The sequence below is a fragment of the Brevibacterium aurantiacum genome, from assembly GCF_900169065.1.
GTDB lineage: Bacteria > Actinomycetota > Actinomycetes > Actinomycetales > Brevibacteriaceae > Brevibacterium > Brevibacterium aurantiacum.
Window position 1 is genome coordinate 71,658 of sequence record NZ_FXZB01000020.1, and the last position, 23,486, is coordinate 95,143.

The following is a 23,486-nucleotide window of genomic DNA, read 5'->3' on the forward strand; positions in this document are numbered from 1 at the left end:
GGACTATTCCAGTTCGGCGCCGCTGAGTGTCTCCAGTCCGCCGATGAGGCGCACCTTGCCGTCCTTGGGTACGAGGAAGGTCAGGACCTGGGTCGTCTTCGTCGTCACCGGCTTCTGGGTGCTGTCGGATCCGGTCAGTTCCTTCTGCGGGCTGGACAGTGTCAGGGTTCCGGTCCGGCCGTCAACTGACTCCGGAGAGATCGTCGACTCGGCTTCGATGACTCCCGTAACGACGGCGGAATCGTCAGCAGTGCCCTGCGCGACGATCTCCTTGCCGGGGGTGTACTTGTAAGTGACCTCAGCCTTGCCCTCTTCGGCACTCTGCTTCTGAGCCTGCTGGTTCTTCCAGATCGACTTCGAGAAGTCATCGGACTCGAACTTCTTCGCTTCCTTCGAATCCTTCCCTGAGCCCAGTGCCTTCGCGTAATCGGACACAGCCTTCTCTGGGGTCAGCGCATAGTCCTTGGACTTCGGATCGAGAGGTGCCGAGCCCTGCCGGGCGTCGGGAATCTCCGGCAGTTCTGTGCCCGGGACCAGCTGAGTCTGGGACCACAGCTTGTAGTCGGAGCGTGGATCTTCCTGAGTCAGGACCAGAAGCTGAGTGTCATTGCCCGCCGAGGTGATGAGGCTGGTCATGCGCGGCCAGCTGTCGGTGGCTGCGGTGTAGTTCACCACGACCTTCTCGTTGGCCACTGCCGGTGGCAGCTTCTGCTTCTCGACCTTCTCCTTCACCTTGTAGGCGTCCTCGCGCTGCTTCAGGGCTGGTCCTGCCGCACGCTTCTTCAGATCGGAGCTGGATGTCTTCTTGTCTGCGGCCTTGATGTCTTCGGCCACGGAATCGAGAATCCGCTTAGCCTGATCATCGTTGACACCGGCTGCTGCAGAGCTCGGTGCCTCCGAGGGCTCCGGCTTGGGCAGCTCTTCGGGCCCGCAGGCGCTCAGCGCCAGAACGGGAACGATCGCAAATGCGGTTCCGTATTCTGCCAGCTTCTTGCGGCGTTCCTGACGGGCCGTGCGCCGGTTCTTCTCCTTCTTCGCGCTCTTGCGGTTGAAGAAGAGGACGACGATGCCGCCGATGAACAGTGCCCCGCCGATGATCATCAGCGGAAGAGCCCAAGGGGTCTCGGCATGGTTGGGCCAGGAGATGGTGACGGTCTTGACGTCGCCGGGCTCACCGCTGCCGGCGATGAGGAACCCTGTCCGGTTCGCGTCGTCGGTCCAGTCAAGCTCAACCGTGTCTGTTCCGGTGACTTCGGAAGTCCAGAGATCGGCACCGGCAGGGTTGGGGACCTTTGCCTTGCCGTCTTGGGCTTTCACGGTCAGTTCGCCCTCGGGTGCGAGACCGGTCACATGGGCCGAAGCGGAGTCGCCCACCCAGGCTTCGACGTTCTCGGCCGGTGCCTGAGCGATCGTCAGATCGCCTGAGCCCTCGACCTTGAGAGTTGCGGGGGTTTCGTAGAGATTGAGCATCCCGGGGTCGACGACGACGGCCGGTGTCTCCGCATCGATCTCTGCGGTCGCGGTGATCTGGTCGTCCGGCGCCCACAGGGTCTTCTGCAGAATTCCGAGGCCTCCGACAACGACGCCCACCACCATGAGAATCACAGCAAGTGTGTAGCGCACGTACGAACCCTTCCCTCAACAAAGTGTCTTCTGACCCCACGTTCACCCGTGGGACAGTCCAAGTTTAAGTCACTGGGCGCAGATTGGTTTTGTGCGTGTACTCAGCGTGTGTCGACGCGCACAACCAGCGGTGTGTCGGTGCACACAGCCAAGTGCGTGGTGATCCGCACAGCCGGGGAAAATGCTCAGCCCCACTCCTCTGCTCTAAGCTGGTCTGGTGAGCAACGACAAAATTGTGTGGATCGACTGTGAAATGACCGGCCTCGACGAAGTCAGGGATGAGCTCATCGAAGTGGCGGCTGTCATCACCGACTTCGACCTCAACCCCCTCGACGAGGGCATCGACATCGTCATCAAACCCTCCGCCGCGGCGCTGGAGAACATGAACGACTTCGTCACCAAGATGCACACGAGTTCCGGACTCATCACCGAACTCGATGCAGGGACGACGGTCGCCGAGGCGCAGACCCAGGTGCTCGAATACATCAAGAAGCACGTCCCGGAGGCTGGCAAGGCACCCTTGGGCGGCAACTCGGTGGGCACCGACAAGGTGTTCCTGAACAAGCAGATGCCCGAGCTCGTCGAGCACCTCCACTACCGGATCATCGACGTGTCCTCGATCAAGGAACTGAGTAAGCAGTGGTTCCCCCGCGCCTACTTCCAGTCGCCTGAGAAGCACGGTGGTCACCGCGCACTCGGCGACATCCTCGACTCGATCGTCGAGCTCCAGTACTACCGCAAGGCCGTCTTCTCGGCTGAGGGCCCGACCTCGGAAGAGGCGAAGTCCATCGCCGCCGAGGTGAGCGCCAGCATCACTCGCTGACTGGCCTGAGCAACACCTCCTGACTGGCCCGAGTGCCATTCGCCGTCCTCGGCGTTCATGTGAAATGATGATTTCATCATGCCATTAAGTCACGTGCAGCGCCCCCTCTATGAGGTCAAGGCCAATCTGTTCAAAGGGTTGGCCCACCCCTACCGAATCCGTATCCTCGAGCTCCTCGCCGGCGCCGCAGAGGTCAGCGTCACCGACCTGCAGGCCGAGACCGAGCTCGAAGCCTCCCACCTCTCCCAGCACCTTGCCGTTCTCCGTCGGCATCGCCTGGTCGAATCCGAGCGTCGAGCCAGCCACGTCTACTACCGCCTCTCCGACCGGCGCACCGCTGAGCTTCTCTCCGTGGCCCGGTCGCTGCTGCTGTCGATGCTCGAAGACGACGAGGGCCGCCTCGCCGAGGCTCAGACGCTGCCACAGATCCCAGGTGGCCCTGCCACCACGGGCAGAGTTGCGCCCACCGCCAGCCCTGTCACCACCAGTGAGACCGCGCAGTGAGTTCGCCCAGCACCGCCTCGGCGGCTCTGTTCAGCTCCCTCAGACGAGTACGCTCTCTGCTGCCTGGCGTCTCCGACTACAGCGAGACCCGCCGGTCGTGGCCGAGGGACCTCCTCGCCGGTGTCACCGTCGGCATCGTCGCTCTCCCCTTGGCACTCGGCTTCGGCGTCAGCTCGGGGCTCACCGCGGAACAGGGCCTGATCACTGCGATCGTGGCGGGTCTGCTCGCGGCGGTCTTCGGTGGATCGCATGTGCAGATCTCGGGACCGACCGGTGCGATGGCCGTCGTGCTCGTGCCCATCGTCGCCACCCAGGGCGCCGAGGCGGTGGTTGCGGTCACGCTCATCGCCGGGATCATCGTCGTCGCGGCCGGACTGCTGCGTCTGGGACGTGCCGTGTCGTTCATTCCCTGGCCCGTGATCGAGGGGTTCACGCTGGGAATCGCGGCCATCATCTTCTTGCAGCAGGTCCCGTTCGTCACGACGCCGACCGACTCGCAGCCGGGTGAGCACAGCACGAATGCGCTGGTCGCTGCCTCACAGCTCATCTCTGAAGCCGACTGGTCCTATCTGCCCTATTCACTCACGGCAGTCGCGATCGTCGCCGTGTGCATGGTCCTCGCCCCGAAGATCCACTCCTCCATCCCGGGATCACTCGTCGGCATCATCATCGTCACGGCACTTGCCGCGCTGGTGCCCAATCCGCTCGCGACCATCGGCGAGATTCCGCGCTCACTGCCCTTGCCCTCTGTTCCCAGCATCGACCTCGGCGCCATCGGAGGACTGCTGCCGGCTGCCGGGACGATCGCCGCATTGGCGGCCATCGAATCGCTGCTCTCCGCACGAGTGGCCTCGTCCATGTCGGAATCGGGCGCCTACAGTCCCGACCGAGAGCTGGTCGGACAGGGAATCGCGTCCATCGGCTCCTCGCTCTTCGGCGGCATGCCTGCCACCGGCGCCATCGCCCGCACCTCGGTCAATATCCGTGCCGGCGGTCGCACCAGGCTCGCCTCGATCGTCCACGCCCTCGTCCTCCTGGCCATCGTTCTCGCCGCGGCCGCGCCCGTGGGACACATCCCGCTTGCGGCCCTGGGCGGAGTCCTCTTCGTCACCGCGGTGCGCATGGTTCACCTGACCACGGTGCGTGCCATTATGCGATCGACGCGATCCGATGCAGTCGGCTTCGTCATCACCGCACTCATCACGATCTCGTTCGACCTCATCATCGCCGTCGGCATCGGCATGGTCGTGGCCGCCGCGTTCGCCCTGCGCAACCTGTCCCGGGCCACCGGAGTCACGATCGAAGAGGTCGCCGCCGACGACTCTGCCCATCCCGGCGATGATTCGATCTCGATCGTGCGCTTCGATGGACCGCTGTTCTTCGCCTCCTCGGACCGGGTCTTCGACGAAGTCATGGAGCTCGACGGAATCGTCGTGGTGATCCTGCGGATGTCCCAGCTCGAGCTCGTCGATGCGTCCGGGGCGCGCATCCTCGCCGAGGTGGTGCACACCTTCGAACGCCGCGGGATCACGGTCCTCATCAAGGGCGTGAAGGACTCCCACGTCGATCTGTTCCGTCACGTCGGGGTGCTCAGCGCACTCAGACACAAAAAGCACCTGTTCGATGACCTGCCCAGTGCCATCGAGCATGCACGCTCACACGTGAAGCGGGCCTCGACCGGCTCCCGCTGAACCGAGGTGGATGCCGGCGCAGCGACGACGTGCGCGCCGGCCCGGCTTCAGTGATTCAGCTGGTCTTCTTGGCCGGCTGGGCGAAGACCGAGGCGGGGAAGGCCCCGGACTGGGCCAGGACCTTGATCAGGCTGCGGCTCGGAGACACGAGCGCCTCGATCTCCTCGTCGGAAAGGACCGACCAGGCTGCGGCCACGGTGCCGTCGGTGAGCTGCTCGACCTGCTCCTTGAGATCGCGGCCAGCATCCGTGATCGCCGGCAGGTCGAAGCCGCGCTCGTCCTCACCGACAGTGATGAGACCGGCCTCGGCCAGACGCGACTGCGCGGCCTTCCACTCCTCGTCGGTGTACCCGCGGGTCTTCTGCGCCGCACGAGGCTTGAACGAAGCACCCGTGGCGACATCGAGCATGAGAGCGTCGATACCCGGCACGCCTGTTGTCACCAGCGAGGCCACATGGCCGTCACCGCGGAACTCTCGGGCGATGGTCGCCACGCCCCACAGCCGTTCGAACGCCGTGTTCGGCTTGTGTGCCGTCAACGCGTCCGCGGTGGCCTGAGCCAATACTCGGCCCGAGAAGTCCATGTTCGCCAGCACCGGCTCCACGGCCGTGGCCACCTGCGTGGCCGCCTCGGTGAGCAGTGCGATGTCCTCACGGGAGTCGAAGAGCTCGGCCATGAATGCGGCCACTGCGTCGAAGCGCGCCTGCACCATGGTCTCCGGTGACGCTGTGTCCCAGATCTTCGGGAACTGGGTTGAGAGGAAGGCATGTGAGTAGTTGTAGTAGGCGGCGCTGACGACCCCGGCATTCACACGCCCCAGCGGAGCCGATCGTCCGGCCAGGTTCCCCTCGACTCCGGGCTCGAGGCCGTGCTTGGCATACTCCCGGCCCACGGTCTCGGAGAAGTACATGGCCGAGTGGAACGAGTTGAGACGGGAAGAGACGGTCCTGATGTTCTGCGTGCGCTGCGAGTTCATGGTGCCCATCCTATGGTCAGGGCTCCCATGCGTCGATAGCGTTCGCCGGCGCATCTGTGCTGGTGGAGCCGGTGTCGGCTGGCGCAGAGTCACTGCTGCCAGTAGTGGCTCTGATTCCAGTGGTGGCAGCGAACCAGTGGATGTGGTCCGCACATTCTCGACGCGCCTGGTCCGCGTCACCGGCGAGAACGCTCTCGAGCAGACCGGCGTGCTGTGCGGTGAGTTCGGCCTGCACCCACGGCCAATCATCGGTGCCGTCGGCCGCTGCGGAGACATAGTCGAGGATGCTGCTGGACAGTGACGCCAGGATGATGTCGGTGACCGGATTGCCGGCCGCGGCACACAGTTCACGATGGAATCGGGCGTCGAGATCATGGAAGGTCGCCTTGGCGATGTCGGCCTCACGCATCCGAGCCAAAAGCTCACCAGCTCGCCTCAGGTGGACCCTGCCCGACCCGGTGCGGGGGTCGCCCGTCGGTGACTTCCTCGCGACAGATCCAGCTTCGGCAGCAACAGCCTCGGCGGCGGTGGCAACCGCATCTGACTCGAGGACGACTCGAGTGGTGAGGACGTCTGCGGGAGCGATATGCCGAGCCGAGACGTGCAGCTTCAAGGCCCGGGACAGGCCCACCGCCGGCTCGGAGACGATGACCGATCCGGCCTCGGGCCCCGAACCGACACCGGAACGGATGAGGCCGACGGCGTCGAGGATGCGGATGGCCTCGCGCACACTGGATCGGGAGACTGCGAAGCGCTGAGCCAGGGCCCGCTCCCCCGGCAGTCGGTCGCCGAGGCTGAGGGTGCCGTCGAGGAAAGCACCCTCGATTCCGGCAAGGACTATTTCATAAGCCTTATTCATCGTAATTGCCTTTTCGCCGACCGCGGTACCCGCAAAGAGTCCCCAGTCAGCGGGATTGTCAGGGGCATCTGTGCCGAGGCCTTTGCGGGGACATCCCCTTATGTTAAGGTCTGACCACATTTGTGACAAGAACCACTTCCGTCGCATTCGATCGGTCTCCGCTCAGGAGCCGAGCCCCGGATCCGATTCTTGGCACTGCAGGCACCACGGCTTGGAGGTCAGATGAAGATTGCACTGTTCGCCACGTGCATCGTCGATGCCATGTATCCGGAGGTCGCGCAGGCGACCGTGACGATTCTGCGCAGACTGGGCCATGAGGTGATCTTCCCCGAGGGACAGACCTGCTGCGGGCAGATGCACATCAATTCGGGGAAGTTCGCGCAGGCAGAACCGGTCATCGCAGCCCATGCCCGGGCCTTCTCCAGCACCGAGTGGGATGTCGCTGTCGCCCCCTCGGCGTCCTGTGTCGCCTCGCTCGGACACCAGCAGCCGATGGTCGCCAGACGGATGGGCAACGAGGCCCTGGCCACGGAGGCCGCCGACATCGCCGGACGCACCTATGAACTCTCGCAGTTCCTCACCGACGTCCTCGGCATCACGGACGCGGGGGCTGACCTGGGATCCTACTTCCCTCACCGGGTGACCTACCACCCTTCGTGCCACGGAATGCGCCTGCTGCGCCTCGGCGATCGTCAGAGCAATCTGCTGCGCTCGGTCAAGGAAATCGACTTCGTCGAGCTCCCTCTGGCCGACTCCTGCTGCGGATTCGGAGGCACATTCTCGGTGAAGAACCCCGAGGTCTCCTCCGCGATGCTCGCCGACAAGGTCCGCACCATCCAATCGACCGGCGCCGAGGTGTGCACCGGCGGAGATGCCTCCTGCCTCCTGCACATGGGCGGCGGGATGTCTCGCTTCCAGCGGACCGGGAACTTCGAGGGCACCCCCGACGTCACGGCCGTGCATGTGAAGCAGACGAGCTCGACCGAGGCCGGCGCTGACAATGCCGATCAGCTCACAGCGGTCGTCGGAGCCAGCGACGATGACCACCGTATCCCCGGCGACCAGGGCACACAGCCGCAGGAGCCGAGCCAGGTGCAGTCGGGCCTGAGAGTCGGACAGTCAGCGGTCCACTTGGCGCGGATCCTCGCCTCGACCAAGGAAGACCCGCTGCGTGTCCAAAGTGAAGGAGCAACCGTGAGCGGAGGGAGTCTGCGATGACTTTTCTGGGAATGCCGCTGCTGCGGTCCACACGCCATGACGACCATGAGATTCCAGGCGGGCAGGGCAATATCGTCGAAGACGAGTCCTTCGCCGGGGTCTCACATCAGCATCTGTCGAACCAGCAGCTGCGCAACAACATCGGACATGCGACCGCGACGATTCGCGACAAACGCTCCGAGGTCGTCGCCGAACTCGACGACTGGGAGGCCCTGCGCGAGGCAGGGTCTCGGGCCAAGAATCACGTGATGGAGAACCTGCCGGAGTATCTGGCCGAGTTCGAGAAGAACTTCACGGCAGCCGGCGGCGTCATCCATTGGGCCCGGGATGCCGATGAGGCCAATGCCATCGTCACCGAACTCGTCGAGGCCAACGCCCCGGTGCTGGAGAACGGGCGCCGTGAGGTGATCAAGGTCAAGTCCATGGCGACCCAGGAGATCGGCCTCAACGAACACCTCGAGACTCAGGACATCGACGCTTTCGAAACCGATCTGGCCGAGCTCATCGTCCAGCTCGGCGATGACAAGCCCAGCCACATTCTTGTCCCGGCCATCCACCGCAACCGCGATGAGATCCGCGACATCTTCATGGACAAGATGTCCGATGCCGGAGACCTGACGAATGAGCCCGCAGTCCTCGCCGAGGCTGCCCGGCGACATCTGCGCCACAAGTTCCTCACCACGAAGGTCGCGATCTCCGGAGCGAACTTCGGCATCGCCGACACCGGGTCACTCGGCGTCGTCGAGTCGGAGGGCAACGGCCGCATGTGCCTGACCCTGCCGGAGACGCTCATCACCGTAATGGGCATCGAGAAGCTGCTGCCGAGCTTCGATGATCTCGAGGTCTTCCTGCAGCTGCTGCCCCGTTCATCGACCGGTGAGCGGATGAACCCGTACACCTCATTCTGGACGGGCACGACTCCCGGCGACGGTCCGCAGAACGTCCACCTCGTCCTCCTCGACAATGGCCGCACCCGGGCCCTGGCCGATGAGCACGGACGCACAGCGCTCAACTGCATCCGCTGTTCGGCGTGCATGAACGTCTGCCCCGTCTACGAACGCACCGGCGGGCACGCCTACGGGTCGACCTACCCGGGACCGATCGGCGCGATCCTCTCACCGCTGATGACCGGCATAGAAGTCGAAGAGAACGGCTCCCTGCCCTACGCTTCGAGCCTGTGCGGAGCCTGCTACGACGTGTGCCCGGTCAAGATCAACATTCCCGAGATCCTCGTCCACCTGCGCGGCGAGGACGTCGAAGCCAACCACTCCCCCGTCTCCTCACAGCTCGACGCCGCACTCACCGGCGCCTCGTGGATGATGAGCGACGGCAAGCGGATGGCCGCAGCCGAATCCGGTCTGCCCATCGCCCACGCGGTCACCGGCGGCGAGCAGATCAATTCGCTGCCAGGCATCGCAGGAGCATGGACCTCGAGCCGTGACATCCCCGCGCTGCCGGAGAAGAGCTTCAGACAGCTGTGGGCCGAGGATCAGGCCCGCGCAGAGGAAGAGGACGACGAGACATGACGGACACCGCACGTGAAGAGATCCTCGGCCGCATCAATCAGGCCCTCGGTCGCCGAGGTGGGGGCGAGTACGTCTCGTCCGCCTCCGGGACCGTGCCCACCGGTTCACCCCCAAGTGCCACCGGCTCCGAGCAGTCGCACGGCACGAGCGGCGAGGCCGAAGCTGCTGGTGCCGACATTCCCGCGGCCGGCGGCGGAATGGTCAATCAGAGCGCGGACTATCTTCGCACCGGCACGCATGAGGGTGAGGACCTCATCGAGCTGCTCATCGATCGTCTTGTCGACTATAAGGCCAACGTCCACCGCGTCAGCGGCGACCCAGCGGCCACCATTGCGGGGCTCCTCGACTCCGGGTCGAAGGTCGTCGTGCCTCGCGGGCTCGATGACTCATGGATGAACTCGTTCTCCGGTGAGGTCTCGGTCGATGCTCCGGGTCAGGAGCTGAGCATTCCCGAACTCGACGCACAGGCTGCGGTGGTGACCGCCTCGGCGGTGGCGATCGCGCAGACGGGAACCATCGTCCTCGACGGATCACCCGAGTGCGGCAGGCGGGCGATCACGCTCGTGCCGGACCATCATGTCTGCGTTGTGCGCGTGGCCGACATCGTCGACATCGTGCCCGAGGGGATCGCCCGCCTGACTCCGACGGCGGCGCTGACATTCATCTCCGGGCCCTCGGCGACGAGCGACATCGAGCTCAAACGTGTCGAAGGCGTCCACGGTCCGCGCACCCTCGACGTGGTCATCGTCGATACGTGAGTCGGACCCACGACGCCTGGGCCATCAGCGATGCGGAACAATGGTGGCTATGACGATGGCCCGCACTGCAGAGTACCCACGCGAACCACCTCGGCGGAGGTCTCGCCGGTCCAAGCTCATCGTCACCGCGGTCATCGTCGTGCTCACCCTCATCCTCGGCGTCATCGCCGCCGACCGGGTGGTCGACTTCACCACTGAGCAGAAGATCGCCTCGAGCCTCGAACCCTACGGCGAGGCTGATGTCAACGTTGAGGGCTTCCCCGTGCTCACTCAGATGGCCGGAGGAACGCTTGACACCGTTCGTGTCACAGCGGATCAGGCGCAGTATGAGAATGTCGACTTCACCGACGTCGATGCCGAACTCTTCGACGTCCCGGTCGACACCTCACGCCCCATCGGCACGGTCGAGGCGAGCGCGGTGATTCCGCTGTCGACGATCGACTCGCTGGCCACTGAACACGCCTCGCTGCCCGAGGGAATGTCGTTCACCACGATCGACGGCGGACTCTTCCTCAAAGGCTCGCTGCTCGGTCAGGAGCTGCTCATCGGAATAGACCCGCAGGCGCAGTCGCGGCAGGTCGTGGTCAATGCCACGACCATCAAGCTCGGATCTGCCGAGGTCGACATCGACTCGCTTCCGTCATTTCTGACCTCGTCGATCTCCGACATCGTCATCGACCTCGACTTCCTGCCCGCAGGCCTGGAACTCACCGACATCAAGGCCACTGACACCGGTCTGGAGATCAGCCTCCATGGCACCGGAGTCTCCTTGAATTGAGGTTGGGGCGACTCGAGGCGGGGCGTGAACCTGCGAGAGCATTCTGATTTCGCGTAGACTGACTGCGATGACTCCCACGATGCCCGACACCGTTTTCACACCAAAGGTGTGGGTTCTGGGACATCCGGGCACCAATGGCTACATCACCTCCTGGGGCATGATGCTCTCGGGAACAGCCCCACTTCTGGCCGGCGAACGACTCCGGCCCACCCTCTGAGCAGACGATCATGAGCACGAGCCTCTCGGCGCTCGATCACTGATCGTTCTGGCAGAGCACCCACACATTTCGGGTCGGAAAAGCACACCGTCCGACCACGAAACGGGATCTCCGTGTCTTCACCTTCTCCAACGACCACCGGCGACAATCGCCTGCTCACCTCTCTGCGCAAGGACACCGTCGGCGGCGGACTCCTCGTCATCGCCGCACTCACCGCCCTCATCTGGGCGAACTCTCCACTCGCGGACTCGTACTTCGCTCTCAGAGACGTCGAGATCGGCTTCGCGCCGTGGCACCTGCAGCTGAGCCTGGGCACCTGGGCCGCCGACGGGCTGCTCGCGATCTTCTTCTTCCTCGTCGGGGTGGAGCTGAAGACCGAATTCACCCATGGGGACCTGCGCAGCTTCCGCACGGCCATCGTCCCGATCACTGCCGCCGCCGGCGGTGTCATCGTCCCGGCCCTCATCTACACGGTGCTCATGACCTCGAACCCGCAGCTGCTGCGCGGCTGGGCGATTCCCACCGCGACGGACATCGCGTTCGCCGTCGCGATCCTCGCGATCATCGGCTCCCACCTGCCCAAGGCGCTGCGCATCTTCCTCCTCACCCTCGCCGCTGTCGATGACCTGCTCGCCATCGGCATCATCGCCGTCTTCTACACCGAGACCATCAACCCCATCCCCCTGCTGGCAGCCGTCGGAGTCATCATCGTCTACGGACTCATCGCCTCCCGGTGGCGAACATTCTTCGTCGACCGCGCGTGGGCAGCGTGGGTGATTCTGCTGCCGCTGGGACTCATCGCCTGGGGCCTCATGCATGCCTCCGGAATCCACGCCACGATCGCCGGTGTCGCACTCGGGTTCACCATCCCGGCCCTGGCTCGGCGCCGGGACACAGGTCAGGATCGCAGGCCAGTCCAAGACGAAACCCCGAATCTCGCCGAGGTGCTCGAACACCGCCTGCGCCCCCTGTCCGCAGGATTCGCCGTCCCCGTGTTCGCCTTCTTCGCCGCGGGTGTGGCCGTGGGCGGATTCGAGGGGCTGGCCACGGCATTCTCCCAGCCGCTGACCTTCGCGATCATCGCGGCACTGGTGCTCGGCAAACCATTGGGCATCCTCGCCTCGACGTGGCTGGTCTCCCGATTCACCTCCGCCGGGTTGGATCCGAGCCTGAAATGGCTGGATCTGGCCGGCGTCGGTCTGCTCGCAGGCATCGGCTTCACGGTCTCCCTCCTCGTGGCCGAACTCAGCTTCATTCCCGGCTCCCCCGCACACGATTACGCGAAGGTCGCCATCCTCAGCGCCTCCGTGATCGCGGCCCTGCTGGCAACGCTCGTCTTGGGCAGCAGAAACCGTCGGTACCGGAAGGCAGAGGGCGCTACCCTGGATGTGCATCAGCCCTGACGAGGGCACACCTCTTCACGCACACTGGCACCGCCTCACCACCGCACCATCAGAAAGGCTCAACGATGAGCACGATCACCCCGGTAGGCCAACGATTCTCATCCGAGCTGACGACGCTGGCCACCCTCGTCGACTCGGAGCGGCCCGGATGGACGAGGCGAGCGCTGAGCGAATTCGACATCGCCGGCCGCGACTACGCCCGCACTCTGATGAAGCAGGCAGGGCTGCAGACCCGAGTCGACGGGGCCGGAAACGTCATCGGAGTCTTGCCCGGTCGCCTCGGCGGGCGTGAGATCATGCTCGGGTCCCACACGGACACCGTCGACGGCGGTGGCCGATTCGACGGAATCACCGGTGTCCTCGGTGCCATCGAGGTCGTGCGGCTGCTGCGGGAGAACGACATCCGACTCGACCATGACCTCGTCATCGTGGTCTTCTTCAACGAAGAGCCCAATGACTTCGGCTTCTTCTGCGTCGGCTCCCGGGCGATGACAGGACTCGTCGACCGCACCACCCTGGCCGCCACCGACACCAGCGGCCGCAGCCTCGCCGAGGCTCTGCCTGATTCCGGCATCGATCCCGAGGCTTTCCTCGACGCACGCTACGACTTCTCGAAGGTCACTGCCTTCCTCGAACTCCACATCGAGCAGGGGCCCGAACTGGAGCGGATGGGCAGACAGATCGGCGTCGTTGAGACCATCACCGGCATCAACCACTTCAAGGCGCTCTTCACCGGACGCCAGGACCACGCAGGCACGACCCCGATGGATGTCCGCGCCGACGCGGGGTGTGCCGCTGCCGGCACGGTGCTCGCCGTCGAGTCGATCGCCGAGTCCGGGACGAACACGCGGGGTACGAGCGGTCAGATCCAGTTCACTCCCGAGGCCGTCAACGTCGTCTCGGCCAATGCCAGCGTCGAAGGCGAGTTCCGCGGCCCCGAGGGGTCCTGGCTGAATGAGGCTCAGCGGCGGCTCACCGATGCTGCCAACCAGAACGCCGACAAGCGCGGTGTCCACGTGGAGATGGAGTGGACGACCGACGATGCGCCCGTGCCGCTGCACGAGCCGATCACCTCGACCATCGCCGAGGTGGCCGATGAGCTTGGTCATTCCAGGGCCACGATGTTCTCCGGTGCCGGTCACGACGCGGGCATCATCGCCGCCAAGACGCAGGTGGGCATGATCTTCGTGCCCTCACATGATGGCCGCAGCCACTGTCCCGAGGAATTCACGGAACTCGATGACATCGTCCCTGGAATCGAGGTTTTGCTGCAGACGGTGCTCCGCCTCGACGGTGCTACAGGTTCAGGTGCGACTGCACGGTCAGGTGGAGCACAGTCGCGGTGACTACAGTCAGTGCTGACACGACCGTCTGCTGAGAAGGGCCGCATCATGCCATTCGACAAGTTCATCAACAAGGCAAAGAACCTGGCCAACGATCCGAAGGTCCGCGAGAAGCTCAACTCCGACAAGGGAGAGAAGGCTACCGATTCGATTCTCGACAAGGCGGCAGGGGTCGCGGAGTCTCTGACCAATGGCAAGCACACCGATAAGATCCAGAAGGCCCGAGACGCCGCCGACCGTGCCGTCGGCACCGATGGGAAGTCGGAGAACAACCAGGCCGATGGCCAGCGCCCGGCCGGTGAGCAGAACCCCGGTGACAATCAGCGTCCCACTGACGAGCAGCGACCGACCGGCGAGCAGCGCCCCGATGTGAATCCTCGCACCGACGAGGGCGAAACTCGCCCCTGAGGATTCTCACTTCGTCGAATCGATCCTCGGCTCGCTGAGGCCTGCCTCATCGGTGTCGAGAATGATCCGTACTGCGTCGGTCTCTGCCAGCTCGTCAGGCCCGATCAACCAGTCATCACCGGACTTCCGGCCGCAGGGTTCACCCTCCGGAGGCCAGTCCTCACACTCGACTGCGACGATCGATTCAGCTGATTTCACGACCACGTCCCCGGGCACCAACGATCGGAAGTAGACGGCGACTCCTCCAGTCTTCGCCTGCACGGAGCCGACTGCTGCACCGGTGACCCTGTAGTCGACGGTGCCCTCGTGCTCTCCTTTGGTGAATGTGTCCTCGGCGGAGATGTCGACGGCGTGGACCTCGTGCTCAACATCCACTTCGGCGGCTTGACCATCCATGGTGATCGTCGGATCTGAGTACTGTGCCCGCAGGTAAGGCGGCAGCACAGACTCCGTGTCAGGCAAGCGGAAGCCGTCGTGAACCATGCCGCCGAAGGTGAACTTGTAGTTCCTGGCCAGCTCCATGGTCTGGTCGATGTGCACCTGATAGCTGCCGTCGGAGTCGATGGTGATGGTGTGAGTGGCGTCCTCTCCCATGTACGGGTTGGGTGCGGCAGAGACGTCATCGACGGGAACCGTGCCAGCGACGATGGTTGCGGCCACGACCACCAGTACACCGAGGCCGGCACCGGCGGCTTTCCGGTTACCTGAACTGGTCCAGTGCTTTCGGGAGTTCATGATCAGCTCCTCTCGCGTTCGGGTGCGTCAATGGGTTCGGCCTGCATGTTCTCCGGGGCTGCGAATCCGATGGCCTCGATGCTGGGTGAGGTCTCTTCTGACCAGGTGAGTCTGGTCCCGTCGTCGGTGAAGCGATGTTTGTCCAATCCCGTGCATTCGGCGTCAGGGTCGAACTCCGTATGGTCTGGCAGGCACTGGATCGGGCCTCCCGCTTCCAGTGACACGGTGCGCATGCTCGGCGCTTCGTTCGATCCAGAGGGAAATCGCAGGGGCAGAACGAAGAGCTCATGCCCATCGACGTTGAGGTAGACGTCGTCAAGAACATAGGTGATGTCGACGACGTGCCTGCCCGGGGTCCACTGCGAATCCTCGCCAGCCTGCTTCTCACGCGTGAAGTCGTAGACGGCCGAGTCGGAGAATGGATCGTCGATCGACCGATTCTCGCGTGTCACGGTGAGATCGCCCACCTCGGCGGGATTCTCCTTCGTTGAGTCCTCCGCGGTGCTCAGCTCCTGCGCTGAGACCTCCCCAACTTGTGGGAGCACGTAATACCTCGGACCGTCACCGACGCCGGTGTTCCAGCCGATCTGCTCTCCACCGATATACCAGGACAGCGGCTCCTTCATCTCATCTGTGACATCGAAGATCAGGCGCTGGCTCACCTGCAGCGACCCATCGCTACGCGGTGTCACGTTCACCGTGATCTCTTCAGGTGTCAGCGCCTGTTCGGGATACCTCGACCGATCCGGTGGCATATCGGGGATGCGGGCGGACCCCTGGAACACGATCACGAGGATGATGACTATCGCGGCGAACCCGATGGCACCGGCGACGATGATGCTGATTGGCTTCGACATATTCACACACTATGGTTGGCCGCTGCGGCATCTGTGCCAGCCCAGTTCCGGTTCTGCCACATGCTCTGCCCATGTTGAGTTCGCTGCCCCGCGGTGGACTCCCCACCAGCAGAGGTGTGTGTGAGAATAGCAGTCGGGCATCAGCTGCCCCGACTCATTCAACCGAATCACATCCCACGAACTTCATCACACTGCAGGAGGTGCAATGCGATCCCCTATCCCTGATTTTCTGGACGAGACGCTTGATCGTCACAGGTCAGACCGGTCCGGTGTGAACGCGGACTATATCCCCGATCTGGCGGCAGCCGATCCGGAGAAGCTGGGTATCTGCATCTCCACCCTCGACGGGGTCGAATACTCCTCCGGTGACTCGGAGTTCGAGTTCTCCATCCAATCGATGTCGAAGCCCTTCATCTACGGCATGGCGATCGAGCAGGAGGGACTGGCCGCGGTCCTCGACATGGTCGGTGTCGAACCCAGTGGTGAGGCCTTCAACGAGCTCTCGCTGGACAAGATGTCGGGCAAACCACTCAACCCGATGATCAACGCCGGAGCCATGGTCATCCATTCGCTCCTGGGTGAGCCGGGAGCCTCGCTGGCCGAGCGGATCGAGATCGTGCGTGCCGGCTTGTCCGAGTTCGCCGGGCGGCAGCTGCGCGTCGACGATTCGGTGGCCGAAGGCGAATGGGGTGAGGCCTACCGCAATGTCGCGATCGCCAATATGCTGCGCTCCCACGGTGTCTACACCGACCAGCCCGACGAGGTGGTCCAGGGCTATATCGCCCAGTGCTCGATCCTCATCACCACCAAGGATCTGGGCATCATGGCCGCTACCCTGGCCGCCGGTGGAATCAATCCGATCACCGGCAAACAGGTGCTCTCACCTCGCGTGAACCGTCAGGTCCTCGGCGTCATGATGACGTGCGGCATGTACGACGCGGCCGGTGACTGGATGACAGAGGTCGGCGTGCCCGCCAAGTCAGGCGTCTCGGGCGGAGTCTTCGGGGTCCTGCCCGGACAGGTCGGCATCGCCACCTTCTCTCCGCGCCTGGACAAGCACGGGACGAGTGTTCGTGGAGCCAACATCTTCCGGACTCTCTCACGGGAGCTGAGTCTGCACATCATGGATGCTCCCGAACCTGCCCGCTCCATCATTCGCCGTGACCGACGCTTCGTGGACTCCCAGGGCGTCATGGTCCGCATCTGCAGCCTCCAGGGCTTGATTCAGTGGAGCGGTGCCGAGAACGTCATCCGGACCATGGACGCCCCCGAATCCAATGTCGAGGTCTTCGTTCTCGACCTGCGTCGGGTCAACGAGATCAACGGGGTGGCCAGGCGCATGCTCACCGAGGCGATGAGTCGTCTCGAGGACGACGGCAAGCGCATCGCGCTCATGGACCCCGAAGACATGCTCCTGTGCAAGAGCCCGAGCTCGTCCCTGCCTGAGGTCGAATACGTCGACTCCCCCAAGGCGCTCAAGGGTCTGCGACGGCTGCGTGAGGACTGGTCACAGAGAGCCGTGTGATTTTGCTGCGTGATTTCGCAGCGGCTCCTGGTGGCCCGGCTGAGGCAGCCCACACCGTCACTTGATAAGGTAAGGCTAACTAACCTGATCATGCAGGCGCAGATTGGGGCCCTCGCCGAGGCGGCCCATCCGAACGGCCCGGCCCTGTCGCATCCCAGCGCATCCCAGGAAGGCTCTCTATGTCGACGACGCACACAACGCAGAACAGCTCAGCCCGTCCACCCCGGCCGCAGGCCATCCTCACCGTCCACGAGGTCACCGCCATCTCCCCGAACCTGATTCGCATCAGGGCCGGCGGTGAGGGCTTCGATGCCCTCAACAGCAACGAGGCGACCGACAAATACGTCAAGCTCATGTTCGCCGACCCCGCACACGGTCTCACTCCGCCCTATGATCTGGCAGAGCTGCGGGAGAACTCCCCCGAGAAGCTGCCCCGCAACCGCACCTATACCGTGCGGGAGATCAACGAAGACGAGAAATGGCTGTCACTGGACTTCGTCATCCACGGTGGCGAGGGCGTTGCAGGCCCCTGGGCCAAGACCGCGCAGCCAGGTGACACCATCGTCATGGTCGGTGCCGGAGGCAAGTACCGGCCGAACCCCGATGCCGCATGGCATCTGCTCATTGCCGACCACACCGCAATACCTGCTGTCAGCACCGCGCTTGAAGCCATGGACACCGAGGCGAAGGGCACCGTCATCGCCGCCGTCGCAGACGAAGCAGACCGGCTGCTGCCGGCCACACCTGCTGGCGTCACCGTGGTCTGGGTCGACAATGACGATGAGCTCATCTCCGCTGTTCGCGAGCTCGACTGGTCCGAAGGAACACCGCAGGTCTTCGCCCACGGTGAGCGCGGGACCATCAAAACGATCCGGACGGTCCTCAAGGAACACGAGGTGCCCCGTGAGTCGCTGTCGATCTCAGCCTATTGGGCTCGCGGTCGCGCCGAGGACCAGTTCCAGGCCGAGAAACGCGAACCCATCGGCAAGATCGACTGACACCATCGCAGGCTTCAGTCCCACCCAGCCGAGCAGAGAATCTTCGCGCTCAATCCCACCCGATTGAGCCGAGGACGTCGTTGCTCGACTGTGCCCCGCTGCGGCGACCGTCTCCGCGACGACCGTTCCGACGGCGACGTGCCAGGTAGATGGCAAGGACACCGAAGCCGATGAGACCCAGCGCGATGCCGGCCATGATGAGGTACTGGCCCATGTCCGCACCGGTGCGCGGCAGCGAGCCTGCATTGTCGCCGTCTGCGTCTGTCCCGTCGGAGGACGCGCCGGCGTCGCTGTTCGCCCCGGACTCTGACCCTTCGGAGTCTGCGGCAGAGTCTTCGCCTGCACCCGTGGAGTCGGCAGCTCCGTCGGTGTCCTTGGAGCTGTCGGAAGTGGTCGAGTCGTTGGAGTCCGTGGAGTTGCCTGAGTCGTTGGAATCGGCCGAAGCACCGGAGTCGGAGGAAGCCTCTGAGGTACCTGAGCTGTCGGCATCCGTAGAGTCATCGGATGCAGCCGAGCTGTCGGATTCGGCTGAGTCGTTGGAATCAGTCGAGTCGTCCGAGTCAGCTGAGTCGTCAGTTTCGGCCCCTGGGTCCGAACCGCCGTCGTCGTTGAGATCGGCGACGGAGTACAGGCTGGTGGTGCCTGAGACCTCGTTGCCGACGACGAGGGCGGCCTCTTCGGTCGGAGACTCGTCGGCACCGAGGAAGGTGATGCCTTCCGGTCCGAGGTCGCCTGCGCTGGAGAGCAGAGCGTCTGGGTCGGCGGCGTCCTCGATCTCATCTTCGACGGAGACCGAGAAGTCACGGTTGTTGAAATAGGTGGCGAACGTGGGGTTCGTTGGGTCGCTGAGGTCGAAGGCGGCGATTCCGCCCACCCGTTCGAACCCGACGAAGGCATAGGTGGTCTCACCCACCTGACCAACAGTCAGCGCCTCGGGTTCTGGCCCCTTGTCATCGCTGCGACCTTCGAGGTTGGACTCGGAATGGTTGGAGTTGAAGAAATCGGGAATCGCCTCGGCGGTCATCTGTTCGAAGCTGTCGCCGGAGTCGGCGACGAGCGTACCGTCGGTCGTCCACACGGAGAAGGATCGGGCACCGAAGGAGTAGAGCTCTTCATAGCAGTCTCCGCTTTCGCTCAGCCCCAGGTCGGTGATGATGTTGAGCCTGCCCAGGTCCTCGTCACCGAGTTTGTCGGCCAGCGGGGAGGTCTCACAGACCGGTGCCAATTCGTCCTCGCCGAGGTCTTTGACCCTGGCTGCGTCGACGAAGTCGCCCCATTCTCTGGAGTCTCCTTCGTTGGCGGTGACCAGGTAGTCGGTGCCGCCGGAGGTGAATGTTGAGATCGTGTCGGGCATGTAGGCGCCCTTGAGTCCCGGGTATTCAGCGATGTTCTTCTCCGGAGCATCCTCTGGGTCTCGGTCGGAGGCGTCGAGTCCATTGCCGACCTGACCATGATCCTTGAAGCCCAGCGGCAGAACCTCGGTGACTTCGGCTGTCGCGATATCGAGAACGGCGATCGCATTCGCCTCCTGCAACGTGGCGTATGCCTTGTCACCTGCGACGGTGATGTATTCGGGTTCGAGGTTGCGAGACACCGGCAGATCGTCGTGCGGTTCGGGTCCGAAGACGCGAACGTCGTCGGGCAGCGTCTTCGAACCGCTTTCCTCGAAGTCGTGGAAGTCGGCGGTGTGCACATCCGATTCCTCGGGTGCGGCCACCTCGGCGGGCAGGTCGACCACGGATACGGACCCTTCAGGGTCGGTGGCGAAATCCTCGTCCGGTTCGCCCTCGTTAGCCACCAGCGCATGCGCGCCGTCCGGGGTCAGCGCCACCATGTCCGGCAGCGATCCCACCGAAACAGTGCCCAGCACCGTCGCCGAGGTGTCGGTGGCGTCGAAGAACATCAACGATCCCGGTGCGGTCTTGTCCTCGTTCTCCAGCGCGATGACGCCGAGTCCGTCGTCACGGACGGCGATGGAGTTCGCGATTCCGGAACCGGTGATTTCACCGGACTTCTCGGGCTTGTGCGGATCGGAAATGTCGATGATGTCGACGGTTGCCGCCTGCGCATTGACGGTGAAGGCCGTGTCGCCGTGGACGGCGGTGATCTCTGCGGCGGACTCGTCGAACTGGCCGGTCTCGTGCGAGCCGAGGAATCCGAGGTCCACGCCTGCCTCCGGCGCGGAGTAGCTGATGGGCTCACTCACCTCGGCCGCGGCTGCTGCTCCAGTGCCGATCATCGTCCCTGTAGCGCTCAGGCCTGCGGTCAGCAGCAGGACGGTCAGGGCGGCCGTGGTTGAGCGCGAGGTGGACTGATGCGTCATCGGTTCTCCGGAGTCGAGGTGATCGAGGGGGCGAAACTGCCCGCAACCACTTATATATAGGCAGGCGGTCTGTCTCTGCCTCGAACTCCGGGTGGATTCCGAGTGAACACACGTGCCCTGCTCCGGGCGAAACCTCGAGCGCGGTCGCTCAGTCGAGGTGGAGGGTATCGGCCACCTCGGCGGCTTTCCTCTTCTGGTCATCGGTGAGGCCGAGGATCGGAAGGGGCAGGGAATGCGGGGCAACCAGTCCCAGATGTTCGGCGATCGCGGCGGTGACTCGAAGGCTGCCGCCGAGTTCGGCGAAGAGATCCCACAGAGGCTGGAGTTCGGCGGAGAGTTCCAACGCCCGGTCCGCTTCGCCGTTCTGGGCGGCGCGGGTGATCGCGAGCATCGGGGCCGGCAGGGTTCCGCCGACGGCCGTGTACCAGGCATCGCAGCCGGCATTGAGGCCGGAAGCTCCGAACGCGTCACCGGAGATCCCGATGCTCACGCGGTTGCCGGTGGCGGCCCGAATCCGTTCGACATGGGCGGTGAAGTCCGGAGGCGACATCGCCTGCCCGGGAATCTTGATCGAGGCCACGCCGTCGAGATCGGCCAGTCGGGCGTAGAGATCAAGGGTGAACGTGAAGTGCGTGGTGCCCGGATTGTCGTAGACGACGACGGGAAGATCGGTCGCCGAGGTGACCGTGCGGAAGAGTTCGAACACGTCGTCCTCGGTCAGCGGCTGATAGCTGACGGGAGCGAGCAGGAGTCCCTGGGCGCCAGCGGCTTCAGCCGCGGCCACATTTGCCAGAACGTCGCGCGTGCGCAGTGCTCCAATCCCGACGAACACGGGGATCCCGGCAGCATGCTCGACGGTCAGCTGCGCGACTCGGGCGCGTTCGTCGGTGCTGAGATAGACATACGATCCGGTCGATCCCAGGGCAGTGATCGAATCGACGCCGGCGGCGACAAGACGCTGGAGCAGCCCCGCGTAGGCAGCCTCGTCGATCTCCTCGTCGCTGATCGGGGTGAGGGGGAAGGCGCTCAGGCCCGTGAACAGGTCAGGCGATGGAGCGTTCGGGTCCGTCATGTCGTGGTCTCCGTCGTAGTCGTCGATTGCAGGTAGTGCTCGAGTCGGTGGAATTCGGGTTGGGCATTCGGGTCCATCGCGGCCTCGGCACCGACGGCATTGGCCACCGCCAGTGACCGTTGCCGCGAGTATCCGGCGGCCAGGGCGATGGTGAGGGCCGCGCAGAATGCGTCTCCGGCACCGACGGTGCTGACCGGTCGACGCGGCAATGCCTCTGCGAAGGCCACCTCTCGACCGTATTCGTATAACCCCGAACCCCGCGAACCATAGGTGATCGCCACCAGTTTCGCGTCTCGCAGCTGCGGGAGCAGATCGTATTCGCTCTCGTTGACGATGATGAGATCGGCTCGCTCGACCACCTCGGCGGGCAGAGGGAGAGCGGGGGCGGCGTTGATGACGAATCGTCCCGGCACGGTATGTGACAATTCTGTGATCAGGTCCATGGACACCTCGAGCTGGGCGAGCACGGTCTCCTGGGCACCGAATTCGCATTCGGCGATGCTCACGTGGGCATTCGCGCCTTCGCAGACGGCGATCTGATTCTCACCAGCTGCATCGACCATGATGAGAGCGGTCCCAGTCTCCGAGTCGACGACAGCAATGTCATCGGTCCCGACGCCGGCGCTCAGCAGTGCCTGTGTCATCGCCGTGCCTGCGGCATCGGAGCCGACGGCCCCGATCATTCTGGTCCTCGCGCCCAGTCGGGCCGCGGCACTGGCTTGATTGGCGCCCTTGCCACCGGGGCTGTGGACGAGCCGACCCCCGCCCACGGTTTCACCGGCTGCGGGCAGACGGTGGGTGACGGCGGTGATATCGGCGTTGATGCTGCCGACGACGGTGAGGTCGAGGTCAACGGTCATGGGTTCCTCCCCTCAGACCGATGTCGGCACCCGAGAGGCCTCTCGGGTGCCGACATGTCGTCGTGTTCAGTTGGGTGTGCGGTGGGTCGGTCAGGCGCCGTGGACGACGAGTTCGACCGGGATGTTGCCGCGAGTGGCCTTCGAGTAGGGGCAGAGTTCGTGGGTGCGGTCGACGACCTTCTGCGCGGTGTCCTGGTCGACGCCGGGGATGGTCACGGTGAGCTTGACGCTGATGCCGAAGCTCTCCCCTTCTTTGCCGATTCCGACTTCGGCATTGACGACTGACTTCGAGGTGTCGACCTTCAGCTCCTTGCCTGCCAGGCCCATGGCGCCCTGGAAGCAGGCTCCGTAGCCGACGGCGAAGAGCTGCTCGGGGTTGGCTCCTCCGCCGGGCCCGCCCATTTCCTTGGGGGTGCGCAGATCGACGTCGACTGCCTTGTCGTCCGTGGCGCCATGACCGTCACGGCCTCCGGTGATCTCGGCCTTTGCGGTGTAGGCAATGCTCTCTGGGGTGTTCATAACACGTCTCCTGTTCGTCGAATCGTGATGTCACAGATCGTGGTCCTTCACGAAGAAGGCACCTGCGACCGAGTATTGTCGCTTCACCGACGGAAGTCCAGGGGTGACCCTGTAGGTGATAGGCCAGATCGTGACCGACTGAAGAGGAACAGGAATGAGAAAAGCCCCGGAGTCTTCAGACTCCGGGGCTTCCCGTTCGGGGTGAGTAACGGGACTTGAACCCGCGACATCCGCGACCACAACGCGGCGCTCTACCAGCTGAGCTATACCCACCACATGCGCTGCAACCAGGTGCAGACAGCAAGATACATCCTAACCTCACTCAGGCACCCGGGCAAACTCACGACGTGCCTCAGCTATTTTGAGCGCGTAGAACCAGGCGGTGCCTCAAAGACTTTGAGCGCGAACTCCCAACAAACGGGAGCAGGCTTGCCCTATGGAAGGCAAGATCCCGATGACCGCCAGACGCC

General features: G+C 64.1%; 21 protein-coding genes, 1 tRNA gene and 1 pseudogene. 13 read left to right on the forward strand and 10 right to left on the reverse strand.

Translation table 11 applies throughout. The features are described 5' to 3' along the window. Positions 1 to 3: 3 nt before the first annotated feature. A complete protein-coding gene (locus BAUR9175_RS14285; protein WP_101584158.1) occupies positions 4 to 1,623 on the reverse strand; it encodes a hypothetical protein in 1,620 nt (539 codons plus the stop codon). A gap of 217 nt (positions 1,624 to 1,840) precedes the next feature. Between BAUR9175_RS14285 and orn the strand changes: the two genes are divergently transcribed. The 3 genes from orn to BAUR9175_RS14300 all read left to right on the forward strand — a co-directional run bounded on the left by orn (position 1,841) and on the right by BAUR9175_RS14300 (position 4,641). Then, positions 1,841 to 2,446 carry an oligoribonuclease gene (orn, locus tag BAUR9175_RS14290; protein ID WP_081448538.1) on the forward strand — a complete coding sequence of 202 codons (606 nt, stop codon included), beginning with the start codon at positions 1,841 to 1,843 and terminating at the stop codon, positions 2,444 to 2,446. Positions 2,447 to 2,524: 78 nt separating this feature from the next. Beyond that, positions 2,525 to 2,950: an ArsR/SmtB family transcription factor gene (locus tag BAUR9175_RS14295; RefSeq protein ID WP_035278538.1), complete on the forward strand. Its 426-nt coding sequence runs from the start codon at positions 2,525 to 2,527 to the stop codon at positions 2,948 to 2,950. Beyond that, on the forward strand, positions 2,947 to 4,641 hold the full coding sequence (locus BAUR9175_RS14300; RefSeq protein ID WP_009882684.1) for a SulP family inorganic anion transporter: 1,695 nt from the start codon (positions 2,947 to 2,949) through the stop codon (positions 4,639 to 4,641). Before BAUR9175_RS14295 ends, BAUR9175_RS14300 begins: the two co-directional genes overlap by 4 nt. Before the next feature lie 55 nt (positions 4,642 to 4,696). Here BAUR9175_RS14300 and BAUR9175_RS14305 read toward each other — a convergent pair whose 3' ends face one another. Together BAUR9175_RS14305 and BAUR9175_RS14310 are read right to left on the reverse strand one after the other, a co-directional pair. Further along, the gene (locus BAUR9175_RS14305; protein ID WP_069601392.1) at positions 4,697 to 5,617 is read right to left on the reverse strand and encodes an SCO6745 family protein; all 921 of its coding nucleotides are present in this window, start codon (positions 5,615 to 5,617) and stop codon (positions 4,697 to 4,699) included. Between the two features lie 16 nt (positions 5,618 to 5,633). After that, on the reverse strand, positions 5,634 to 6,476 hold the full coding sequence (locus BAUR9175_RS14310; RefSeq protein WP_164513971.1) for a FadR/GntR family transcriptional regulator: 843 nt from the start codon (positions 6,474 to 6,476) through the stop codon (positions 5,634 to 5,636). Between the two features lie 222 nt (positions 6,477 to 6,698). Here BAUR9175_RS14310 and BAUR9175_RS14315 point away from each other — a divergent pair. The 8 genes and pseudogenes from BAUR9175_RS14315 to BAUR9175_RS14345 form a co-directional block, all read left to right on the forward strand. Next, a pseudogene (locus tag BAUR9175_RS14315) lies at positions 6,699 to 7,439 on the forward strand ((Fe-S)-binding protein); the annotation flags it as partial. 251 nt (positions 7,440 to 7,690) lie between these two features. After that, a complete protein-coding gene (locus tag BAUR9175_RS14320) occupies positions 7,691 to 9,220 on the forward strand; it encodes a LutB/LldF family L-lactate oxidation iron-sulfur protein (protein WP_371860667.1) in 1,530 nt (509 codons plus the stop codon). Beyond that, positions 9,217 to 9,978 carry a LutC/YkgG family protein gene (locus BAUR9175_RS14325; protein WP_009882690.1) on the forward strand — a complete coding sequence of 254 codons (762 nt, stop codon included), beginning with the start codon at positions 9,217 to 9,219 and terminating at the stop codon, positions 9,976 to 9,978. The genes BAUR9175_RS14320 and BAUR9175_RS14325 overlap by 4 nt, the downstream gene beginning before the upstream one ends. Positions 9,979 to 10,027: 49 nt before the next feature. Then, complete coding sequence (locus BAUR9175_RS14330; protein ID WP_009882691.1) at positions 10,028 to 10,756, forward strand: LmeA family phospholipid-binding protein; 729 nt, start codon at positions 10,028 to 10,030, stop codon at positions 10,754 to 10,756. Positions 10,757 to 10,823: 67 nt separating this feature from the next. After that, positions 10,824 to 10,973 (forward strand): hypothetical protein, encoded by a 150-nt coding sequence (locus BAUR9175_RS19390; RefSeq protein WP_162619340.1) that lies wholly within the window; start codon positions 10,824 to 10,826, stop codon positions 10,971 to 10,973. 113 nt (positions 10,974 to 11,086) lie between these two features. After that, complete coding sequence (gene nhaA / locus BAUR9175_RS14335) at positions 11,087 to 12,376, forward strand: Na+/H+ antiporter NhaA (protein WP_069600513.1); 1,290 nt, start codon at positions 11,087 to 11,089, stop codon at positions 12,374 to 12,376. Between the two features lie 65 nt (positions 12,377 to 12,441). After that, the gene (locus tag BAUR9175_RS14340; protein WP_009882694.1) at positions 12,442 to 13,722 is read left to right on the forward strand and encodes a Zn-dependent hydrolase; all 1,281 of its coding nucleotides are present in this window, start codon (positions 12,442 to 12,444) and stop codon (positions 13,720 to 13,722) included. Positions 13,723 to 13,767: 45 nt separating this feature from the next. Continuing rightward, positions 13,768 to 14,127 (forward strand): antitoxin, encoded by a 360-nt coding sequence (locus BAUR9175_RS14345; protein ID WP_009882695.1) that lies wholly within the window; start codon positions 13,768 to 13,770, stop codon positions 14,125 to 14,127. A 6-nt stretch (positions 14,128 to 14,133) separates the two neighbouring features. Here the strand turns inward: BAUR9175_RS14345 and BAUR9175_RS14350 are convergent, their stop codons facing one another. Beyond that, positions 14,134 to 14,862, reverse strand: coding sequence for a hypothetical protein (locus BAUR9175_RS14350; RefSeq protein ID WP_009882696.1), 729 nt, complete (start codon positions 14,860 to 14,862; stop codon positions 14,134 to 14,136). Positions 14,863 to 14,864: 2 nt separating this feature from the next. Then, the gene (locus BAUR9175_RS14355) at positions 14,865 to 15,719 is read right to left on the reverse strand and encodes a hypothetical protein (protein ID WP_069600516.1); all 855 of its coding nucleotides are present in this window, start codon (positions 15,717 to 15,719) and stop codon (positions 14,865 to 14,867) included. Between the two features lie 205 nt (positions 15,720 to 15,924). On the opposite strand from BAUR9175_RS14355, the gene BAUR9175_RS14360 reads away from it, so the two are divergent. Further along, on the forward strand, positions 15,925 to 17,244 hold the full coding sequence (locus BAUR9175_RS14360; protein WP_009882698.1) for a glutaminase: 1,320 nt from the start codon (positions 15,925 to 15,927) through the stop codon (positions 17,242 to 17,244). Between the two features lie 179 nt (positions 17,245 to 17,423). Then, the gene (locus tag BAUR9175_RS14365) at positions 17,424 to 18,242 is read left to right on the forward strand and encodes a siderophore-interacting protein (RefSeq protein ID WP_101584161.1); all 819 of its coding nucleotides are present in this window, start codon (positions 17,424 to 17,426) and stop codon (positions 18,240 to 18,242) included. 49 nt (positions 18,243 to 18,291) lie between these two features. Here the strand turns inward: BAUR9175_RS14365 and BAUR9175_RS14370 are convergent, their stop codons facing one another. The 5 genes from BAUR9175_RS14370 to BAUR9175_RS14390 form a co-directional block, all read right to left on the reverse strand. Next, on the reverse strand, positions 18,292 to 20,565 hold the full coding sequence (locus tag BAUR9175_RS14370) for a choice-of-anchor I family protein (protein ID WP_096161697.1): 2,274 nt from the start codon (positions 20,563 to 20,565) through the stop codon (positions 18,292 to 18,294). Positions 20,566 to 20,713: 148 nt separating this feature from the next. Next, the gene (locus BAUR9175_RS14375; RefSeq protein WP_009882701.1) at positions 20,714 to 21,637 is read right to left on the reverse strand and encodes a dihydrodipicolinate synthase family protein; all 924 of its coding nucleotides are present in this window, start codon (positions 21,635 to 21,637) and stop codon (positions 20,714 to 20,716) included. Beyond that, the gene (locus tag BAUR9175_RS14380) at positions 21,634 to 22,497 is read right to left on the reverse strand and encodes a ribokinase (protein WP_101584163.1); all 864 of its coding nucleotides are present in this window, start codon (positions 22,495 to 22,497) and stop codon (positions 21,634 to 21,636) included. Before BAUR9175_RS14380 ends, BAUR9175_RS14375 begins: the two co-directional genes overlap by 4 nt. Before the next feature lie 90 nt (positions 22,498 to 22,587). After that, complete coding sequence (locus BAUR9175_RS14385) at positions 22,588 to 23,016, reverse strand: organic hydroperoxide resistance protein (RefSeq protein WP_101584164.1); 429 nt, start codon at positions 23,014 to 23,016, stop codon at positions 22,588 to 22,590. A gap of 200 nt (positions 23,017 to 23,216) precedes the next feature. After that, positions 23,217 to 23,289, reverse strand: a tRNA-His gene (locus tag BAUR9175_RS14390). Positions 23,290 to 23,486: the final 197 nt, after the last annotated feature.